The organism is Streptomyces phytophilus (assembly GCF_013870535.1).
GTDB classification, from domain to species: Bacteria; Actinomycetota; Actinomycetes; order Streptomycetales; family Streptomycetaceae; genus Streptomyces; species Streptomyces phytophilus.
The window spans coordinates 1-5,780 of the sequence record NZ_JACBXC010000299.1 but is presented as its reverse complement, the minus strand read 5'-3'; the positions used below and the strand labels follow the sequence as shown (position 1 = coordinate 5,780).

Below are 5,780 nucleotides of genomic sequence, written 5' to 3'. Positions count from 1 at the left end.
CGACGTACGGGCCTGCCGCGCTGACGGCGGGTCGGCCCGGCGGTCCGCTCAGCCCGACGCCCCGCTCAGCGGACCGACGCCGGTGACGCGGAGGACGGCGCGGCCCTCGGCGTCGGAGGCGGTCAGGTCCACCTCGGCGGAGATGCCCCAGTCGTGGTCGCCCTCCGGGTCGGCGAAGGTCTGGCGGACGCGCCAGAGCGCGTGCTGCGGGTCCTCCTCGATCCGCAGCAGCCGCGGCCCGCGGGCGTCGGGGCCGGTGCCGATGTCCTCGTACTCCTCCCAGTAGGCGTCCAGGGCCTCGCCCCAGCGCTCCGCGTCCCAGCCGGACTCCTCGTCCAGCGCGCCCAGTGCGTCCGCGTCGTCGAGCGCCGCCAGCTCCACCCGGCGGAAGAGCGCGTTGCGCACGAGGACCCGGAAGGCGCGGGAGTTGGCCGTCACCGGGCGGACCTGGTCGGCGTGCTCCATGGCCTGCTCGGCGGTCTCCTCCGCCGGGTTGGCCAGCTGCTCCCACTCGTCCAGCAGGCTGGAGTCGACCTGGCGGACCATCTCGCCGAGCCACGCGACGATGTCCTCGAAGTCCTCGGACTTCCGCTCGTCCGGCACGGTGTGGTCCAGCGCCTTGTACGCGCTGGCGAGGTAGCGCAGCACGATGCCCTCGGTGCGGGCCAGTTCGTAGAGGGAGACGAACTCGCTGAAGGTCATCGCCCGTTCGTACATGTCGCGGATGACCGACTTGGGGGAGAGGGGGTGGTCGCCGACCCACGGGTGGCTCTTGCGGTACAGGCCGTAGGCGTGGGACAGCAGCTCCTCCAGCGGCTTGGGGTAGCCGACGTCCATCAGCCGCTCCATCCGCTCCTCGTACTCGACGCCGTCGGCCTTCATCTCCGCGACCGCCTCGCCGCGCGCCTTGTTCTGCTGGGCGGCGAGGATCTGCCGGGGGTCGTCGAGGGTGGACTCCACCACGGAGACCATGTCGAGCGCGTAGGAGGGGGACTCGGGGTCGAGGAGGTCGAAGGCGGCCAGCGCGAAGGTGGACAGCGGCTGCTGGAGGGCGAAGTCCTGCTGGAGGTCGACGGTCAGGCGCACGATGCGGCCCTGCGCGTCCGGCTCGTCGAGCTGCTCCACCACGCCGCCGTCGAGGAGGGAGCGGTAGATGGCGATGGCGCGGCGGATGTGCCGGAGCTGCTTCCTGCGCGACTCGTGGCTGTCCTCCAGCAGCCGGCGCATCGCGGTGAAGGCGTTGCCCGGGCGGGCGATGACCGACAGCAGCATGGCGTGGGTGACGCGGAAGCGGGAGGTGAGCGGTTCCGGGTCGGCGGCGATGAGCTTCTCGAAGGTGTGCTGCGACCAGTTGACGAAGCCCTCCGGGGGCTTCTTGCGCACCACCTTGCGGCGCTTCTTCGGGTCGTCGCCGGCCTTGGCGAGCGCCTTCTCGTTCTCCACGACGTGCTCCGGCGCCTGCGCCACCACCAGCCCGGAAGTGTCGAAGCCGGCGCGGCCGGCGCGCCCGGCGATCTGGTGGAACTCGCGGGCCCGCAGGGTGCGCACCCGGCTGCCGTCGTACTTGGTCAGCGCGGTGAACAGCACCGTGCGGATCGGGACGTTGACGCCGACGCCGAGGGTGTCGGTGCCGCAGATGACCTTCAGCAGCCCGGCCTGGGCCAGCTTCTCCACCAGCCGCCGGTACTTGGGCAGCATCCCGGCGTGGTGGACGCCGATGCCGTGCCGGACGTAGCGGGAGAGCTGCTGGCCGAACCGGGTGGTGAAGCGGAAGTTGCCGATAAGGGCGGCGATCTCGTCCTTCTCGGCGCGGGTGGACATGTTGATGCTCATCAGCGCCTGCGCCCGCTCCACCGCCTGCGCCTGGGTGAAGTGCACGATGTACACCGGCGCCTGCCGGGTCTCCAGCAGCTCCGTGAGCGTCTCGGTGAGCGGGGTGGTGCGGTACTCGTACGACAGCGGGACCGGCCGGGTCGCCGAGCGGACCACCGCGGTGGGCCGGCCGGTGCGCCGGGTCAGGTCCTCCTCGAAGCGGGAGACGTCGCCGAGCGTCGCGGACATCAGCACGAACTGCGCCTGCGGCAGCTCCAGCAGCGGGATCTGCCACGCCCAGCCGCGGTCCGGCTCGGCGTAGAAGTGGAACTCGTCCATCACCACCTGGCCGATGTCGGCGTCCCTCCCGTCGCGCAGTGCGATGGACGCCAGCACCTCGGCGGTGCAGCAGATGACGGGCGCGTCGGCGTTGACGGAGGCGTCGCCGGTGAGCATGCCGACGTTCTCCGTGCCGAAGATCTTGCACAGGTCGAAGAACTTCTCCGACACCAGGGCCTTGATGGGCGCGGTGTAGAACGAGACCTCGTCCCGGGCCAGGGCCGCGAAGTGCGCGCCGGCCGCGACGAGCGACTTCCCGGAGCCGGTGGGGGTGGACAGGATGACGTTCGAGCCGGAGACGACCTCGATCAGAGCTTCTTCCTGCGCCGGATAGAGGGAGATGCCCCGCTCCTCGGTCCAGGAGGAGAACGCCTCGAAGAGGTCGTCGGGGTCGGCGGTGGGCGGAGTCTGATCGATGAGGGTCACCCGTCCATACTGCCCTCCGCCGCCCCCGAAGTGTGAACCCCCGGTACGTGTGAAGATCACCCGCGCTAGGCTGTGCCGCCGACGGGCGGAACGGGTGGGGCCAACGGCCGTTCACCACACGGGCGGACGAGGGGTGGGGGAGCGTTCATGATGGGTCCAGCGCACTCGCTTTCGGGGGCGGCGGCGTGGCTGGGGGTGGGCGCCGCGGCCACCGCCGCGGGCCACGAGATGCCCTGGCCGGTGCTCGTCGTCGGCGCCCTCATCTGCGCAGGCGCGGCCCTCGCACCCGACCTCGACCACAAGTCCGCGACCATCTCCCGCGCCTTCGGCCCGCTGTCCCGCATCCTCTGCGAGGTCATCGACAAGCTCTCCGCACGTGTCTACAAGGCGACGAAGAAGCGCGGCGACCCCCGCCGCTCCGGCGGCCACCGCACCCTGACGCACACCTGGCTGTGGGCGGTGCTGATCGGCGCCGGGTTCTCCGCGCTCGCGGTGCTCGGCGGCCGGTGGGCGGTCCTCGGGATCCTCTTCGTCCACATGGTGCTGGCCATCGAGGGGCTGCTGTGGCGGGCCGCGCGGGTCTCCAGCGACGTGCTCGTCTGGCTGCTCGGCGCCACCAGCGCCTGGATCCTCGCCGCCGTCCTCGACAAGCCGGGCAACGGCTCCGACTGGCTCTTCACCGAGCCCGGCCAGGAGTACCTGTGGCTGGGCCTGCCCATCGTCCTCGGCGCCCTCGTCCACGACCTCGGCGACGCCCTCACCGTCTCCGGCTGCCCCGTCCTGTGGCCGATCCCGGTGGGCCGCCGGCGCTGGTACCCGATCGGCCCGCCCGGCTTCATGCGCTTTCGCGCCGGCAGCTGGATCGAGCTGAAAATACTGATGCCGGTCTTCATGCTGGCCGGCACCGCCGGCGGTCTCACCGCCATGGGCGTCATCGGCTGACGACGCCCCGGCCGGGGTCACGGAAGGGTTCCCGGCCGGGGCGCGAACGAGGGGCGGCGGGCCGGCCTGGGGCCGGTCCGCCGCGGTCCCGTCAGCCGTGCCAGGAGCGCCACAGGGCGGCGTACGCGCCGTCCGCCGCGACCAGTTCGTCGTGGCTGCCCAGTTCACTGATGCGGCCGTCCTCGACCACCGCGATCACGTCCGCGTCGTGCGCGGTGTGCAGCCGGTGGGCGATCGCCACGACCGTGCGCCCGTCCAGCACCTTCGCCAGCGACCGCTCCAGGTGCCGCGCCGCCCGCGGGTCGAGCAGCGACGTCGCCTCGTCGAGCACCAGCGTGTGCGGGTCGGCCAGCACCAGCCGGGCCAGGGCGATCTGCTGCGCCTGCGCCGGGGTGAGCGCCGCTCCGCCCGAGCCGACCTCCGTGTCCAGGCCGTCGTCCAGGGCCCGCGCCCACTCGCCCGCGTCGACCGCGCCCAGCGCCGCCCACAGCTCCGCGTCGCCCGCCTCGGTACGCGCCAGGCGCAGGTTGTCCCGTAGCGAGCCGACGAACACGTGGTGCTCCTGGTTGACCAGTGCCACGTGCTCCCGTACCCGCTCGGCCGGCATCCGGGCCAGCTCCGCGCCGCCGAGCCGTATCTCGCCGCGCCGCGGCGAGTAGATCCCGGCCAGCAGCCGCCCCAGCGTCGACTTGCCCGCGCCCGAGGGGCCGACCAGCGCCAGCCGGCTGCCCGGCTGCAACCGCAGCGAGACGCCGTGCAGCACGTCGGCCCCGGCCAGGTAGCCGAAGCGGACCTCGTCGGCGTGTACGTCCCGGCCGCCCGGCCGCACCGCCGCGTCGCCGGGCTCCTCCTCGATGTCCCGCACGCCCACCAGCCGGGCCAGCGACACCTGGGCCACCTGCAACTCGTCGTACCAGCGCAGGATCATGCCCACCGGTTCGGTGAGCATCTGCGCCAGCAGCGCGCCCGTCGTCAGTTCGCCGACGCTCATCCAGCCCTGGAAGACGAACGCGCCGCCGAGCAGCAGCACCGAGCCGACGACCACGACGTGCGTGGCGTTGAAGACGGGGAAGAACATGCAGCGCAGGTAGAGCGTGTACCGCTCCCACGCCACCCACTCCTTGACCCGCCGGTCCGACAGCGCGACGCGGCGCGAGCCCAGCCGGTGCGCCTCCACGGTCCGGCCGGCGTCCACCGTCTCGGAGAGCGCCGCGGCCACGGCGGCGTACCCCGCGGCCTCCGAGCGGTACGCACTCGGCGCCCGCCTGAAGTACCAGCGGCAGCCCGCGAGCAGCACGGGCGCGGCGAGCACCACCGCCACCGCCAGTGGCGGTGCCATCACCACCATGCCGCCCAGCACCAGCGCGACCCACACCACCGCGATCGTCAACTGCGGCACGGCCTCGCGCATCGCGTTCGCCAGCCGGTCGATGTCGGTGGTGATACGGGACAGCAGGTCCCCGGTCCCGGCCCGCTCCAGCACACCCGGAGGCAGGCCCACGGACCGTACGAGGAAGTCCTCGCGCAGGTCCGCGAGCATCCGCTCGCCGAGCATCGCGCCGCGCAGCCGGACCAGCCGGACGAAGAACGCCTGGAGCGCCAGCGCGATCGAGAACAGCACCATCGCGCGCGTCAGATGAAGGTCCTCGACGCCCGCCGACAGGTCCTCGACCAGGCCGCCCAGCAGGTACGGGCCGGCCATCGAGGCGATGACGGCGATCGCGTTCACGGCGATCAGCAGCAGGAACGCGGTGCGGTGGCGGCGCAGCAGCTCCGCCACGTAGCCGCGCACGGTCGCCGGCGCGCCCACCGGCAGGGTGGTTGCGGTGCGTGGCGCGGCCGGGTCGTACTCCGGCGGTCGCACGCCGATCATGCGGTCCCCTCCATCATCTGCGGCACGCCGCCCTCTTCGCGTACGGCCGCGCCGTCGCCTGCTCTGTCGCCTGCGCCGCCCGGGTCCCGTACGCCGTCGGCCGCCTGCTTCTCGTCGTCCGTCTCCCGGGTGACCACGGCGCGGTACGCCGCGTCGCCGCGGAGCAGTTCGCGGTGCGGGCCCTCGGCGGCCACCGTGCCGTCCTGCACGAACACGACCGTGTCGGCCCGGTCCAGCAGCAGCGGGCTGGAGGTGAACACCACCGTCGTCCGGCCCGCGCGGATCTCCCGCAGGCTCTCGGCGATACGTGCCTCGGTGTGCGAGTCGACCGCCGAGGTCGGCTCGTCGAGCACCAGCACCTCCGGGTCGGCCACCAGCGAGCGGGCCA

The 5,780-nt window shown here is 72.9% G+C and carries 3 protein-coding genes and 1 pseudogene; 1 reads left to right on the top strand and 3 read right to left on the bottom strand.

Annotation, left to right across the window (positions count from 1 at the left end; translation table 11 throughout):
• Positions 1-48: 48 nt before the first annotated feature.
• A complete protein-coding gene (locus tag H5J30_RS15430; protein WP_181788008.1) occupies positions 49-2,577 on the bottom strand; it encodes a DEAD/DEAH box helicase in 2,529 nt (842 codons plus the stop codon).
• Between the two features lie 147 nt (positions 2,578-2,724).
• On the opposite strand from H5J30_RS15430, the gene H5J30_RS15425 reads away from it, so the two are divergent.
• On the top strand, positions 2,725-3,519 hold the full coding sequence (locus H5J30_RS15425) for a metal-dependent hydrolase (RefSeq protein WP_181788007.1): 795 nt from the start codon (positions 2,725-2,727) through the stop codon (positions 3,517-3,519).
• A 91-nt stretch (positions 3,520-3,610) separates the two neighbouring features.
• Here the strand turns inward: H5J30_RS15425 and H5J30_RS15420 are convergent, their stop codons facing one another.
• Both H5J30_RS15420 and H5J30_RS15415 read right to left on the bottom strand, forming a co-directional pair.
• A complete protein-coding gene (locus H5J30_RS15420) occupies positions 3,611-5,392 on the bottom strand; it encodes an ABC transporter ATP-binding protein (protein ID WP_181788006.1) in 1,782 nt (593 codons plus the stop codon).
• A pseudogene (locus tag H5J30_RS15415) lies at positions 5,389-5,780 on the bottom strand (ABC transporter ATP-binding protein); the annotation flags it as partial. The gene H5J30_RS15420 and the pseudogene H5J30_RS15415, both read right to left, overlap by 4 nt.